Origin of the sequence: Hyphomonas sp. (assembly GCF_040882205.1) — a bacterium.
Classification (GTDB): domain Bacteria; phylum Pseudomonadota; class Alphaproteobacteria; order Caulobacterales; family Hyphomonadaceae; genus Hyphomonas.
Map to the genome: position 1 here is coordinate 1 of NZ_JBBEBT010000290.1, position 2,210 is coordinate 2,210.

At 64.7% G+C, this 2,210-nt stretch carries 3 protein-coding genes and 1 pseudogene; 1 reads left to right on the plus strand and 3 read right to left on the minus strand.

All coding sequences use genetic code 11. The features are described 5' to 3' along the window. On the minus strand, window positions 1–503 hold a 503-nt coding region (locus WEA77_RS12540), incomplete at its 3' end, for a DUF817 family protein (protein ID WP_368068223.1). Between the two features lie 132 nt (window positions 504–635). On the opposite strand from WEA77_RS12540, the gene WEA77_RS12545 reads away from it, so the two are divergent. Next, window positions 636–965, plus strand: coding sequence for a hypothetical protein (locus WEA77_RS12545; RefSeq protein ID WP_368068224.1), 330 nt, complete (start codon window positions 636–638; stop codon window positions 963–965). Window positions 966–972: 7 nt separating this feature from the next. Here the strand turns inward: WEA77_RS12545 and WEA77_RS12550 are convergent, their stop codons facing one another. Together WEA77_RS12550 and WEA77_RS12555 are read right to left on the minus strand one after the other, a co-directional pair. Next, entirely contained in the window at window positions 973–1,773 is an 801-nt protein-coding gene (locus tag WEA77_RS12550) for an enoyl-CoA hydratase-related protein (protein WP_368068225.1), read from the minus strand. 14 nt (window positions 1,774–1,787) lie between these two features. Continuing rightward, window positions 1,788–2,210: pseudogene (locus WEA77_RS12555) on the minus strand (acyltransferase); the annotation flags it as partial.

The window sequence follows — 2,210 nt, forward strand, 5'->3', positions numbered from 1 at the left end:
AGGGGCGGGAAACGGTCGAGCCGGAACTCGAAGATGCGCCAGACGCGGGCGAGATAGGACCCGACGGCGGCGTACATGAAGCCGGAAAAGAGCGGCACGGCGCCGATACGCAGCCAGCTGTCTTCCGGGTAGATCCAGCTGCCATGGGCGGTCTTGAAGAGCTCCATGACGGTGCCGACGATGTGGAAGAGGAGAATGACGCGCGCCTCTTCCCAGGTTTCGAGACCGGAGAGGATGAGCAGCAGTTGCAGGGCGAGCGCGGCGAGGACGAGGAAATCGTAGCGCGAGAGGGCTGCGACGCCGGGATAGAAGAGGTGTGTTGCCAGCAGCAGGGCGAGCATGACGCCGCCGAAGAGGCAGGCCCAGGCCTGCTTGACGCCGAAGCTGGCGAACTCGAACAGGCCGAGCGACCAGGGGCCCTTCACCCAGCGGGCGCGCAGGGCTTCGCGTTCGGCGTGAAGGCGGGCGCGCAGGCGCGCGGAAGCGGAGGGCTGGGCGGTCATAGCTGTATGGGATCGCCGGGTTTGCTGGCCGAAACAAGGCGCATGGCGGGCGGCGGGCGCGTGATTTTGAGGCTTTGTGAGGCCCGCCGGATGGCGTAAGCAGGAGAAAGGCAAAGCAAACGGGGGAGTCCGATGGCTTATAACTCAGGCGTTCAACTGGCCGGCATTGCCGGCATCGTCGGCGGCGGGCTCGGCGCCTATTTTGGATACAACTATGCCATCGTGGAAAGCATGCCTCCGATCCAGGGCGCGCTGATCCTCGGGGCCATCGGCATGATCGCGTTCAGCGCAGGCGCTTTCGTGTTGAAATCGGTGCTGCAGTTCATCGTCTATGTGATCATGCTGGGGTTGGTCGTGTATATATTCCGGGAGCCCATAGAAGGCCTGACCGGAATCAATCCGGTCGAAGCCGTGCATACGGCGCTGACGGGATGGGGCCTGCCGCTGCCGCCGCTGAAGTAGCGCGGCTTCAGGTTTTCCAGCTGGGCGGACGCTTTTCCAGGAAAGCGGCAATGCCTTCCTTTCCTTCGGCAGACGCCCGGCGCGCGGCGATACGCTTTGCGGTCTTGTGTCCGATTTCGCGGTCGATCGGCCGGCCGGCAACATCGCGGACGAGTTTCTTTGAGTCCGCAACCGCGCCCGGAGCGGCGGCGAAGACGAGTTTGGCGATGCGTTCTTCCAGCTCTGCCATTTCATCCGCCGTCTGAGCAACATACTGCACGAGGCCGATTCGCTCGGCATAGGCGGCATCGAAGGCTTCTGCGGTGACGAAGAGCGCGCGGGCCAAGCGCGGGCCAATGGCGTCGATCACGTAGGGACTGATAGTGGCCGGTATCAGGCCGAGGCGTACTTCAGAGAAGCGGAAGGACGCGCCCGCCATGGCGATGGCGACATCACACGCGGCAACCAGCCCTGCCCCGCCGCCCATGGCAGTGCCGTGAACCAGCGCCAGCGTCATCTGAGGCATTTCATAAAGCCGATGCAGCATCTCGGCGAGGCGGAGGGCATCGGCCTCGTTGTCGTCGCGCGAATTGAGCGCGGCGAGCTTCATCCAGGAGAGGTCTGCCCCAGCGGAGAAGGACGGGCCTTCGCCGCGCAGGATCATCATGCGGATGGAGGGCTGCTCTGAAATCAGGGTGAAGACGTCCATGAGTTCGCTGATCAGTTCGGCGTTGAAGGCATTGTGGACGTCCGGCCGATTCAGCGTGACGATGGCGACACCTGCGCGGGTCGCATCGAACTTGATGTATTCATAGACTGAGCCCTGCATGGCGTTCTTTCCTCTCAGTTGATCAATTTTGCGGACACCTTGCGGTAGTGGCTCGACGGGCGCAAGGCGGGCTTCTCCACGAGGTGCCAGAGTGCGAGGCTGGCGAGGATGACGAGGGCGGCGGCGAGAAGGAAGAAGCCCGGCAAGCCCAGCGCCGCCACAAGGCCGGCGGCGGCCATCGCCTGGAGCACCGGGAAATGGGTAATGTAGAGGCCGTAGGAGATGTCGCCGAAGCGGGCGGGGCTGAGGGCCGGGCCGGGCGCGTAGGCGGCGCCCGCGATGAGGCTGGCCAGGGCCAGCGCGCGCAGCGGCTCCAGCGCCGGGTGCATCAGCGAAGCCGCGAGGAGGATTGTGCCGGAGATGGCGAGCGCGCGCCAGCGGCGGCGCAGGTAAGCCTCGGTTTTCCAGAGGGCAATACCCATGGCGAAGAAGGCCAT

Bases quoted from the DNA above. Each gene is read 5' to 3' on its own strand.
- WEA77_RS12545 (WP_368068224.1), top strand. From the start codon at position 636: ATGGCTTATAACTCAGGCGTTCAACTGGCCGGCATTGCCGGCATCGTC.
- WEA77_RS12550 (WP_368068225.1), bottom strand. From the start codon at position 1,773: ATGCAGGGCTCAGTCTATGAATACATCAAGTTCGATGCGACCCGCGCA.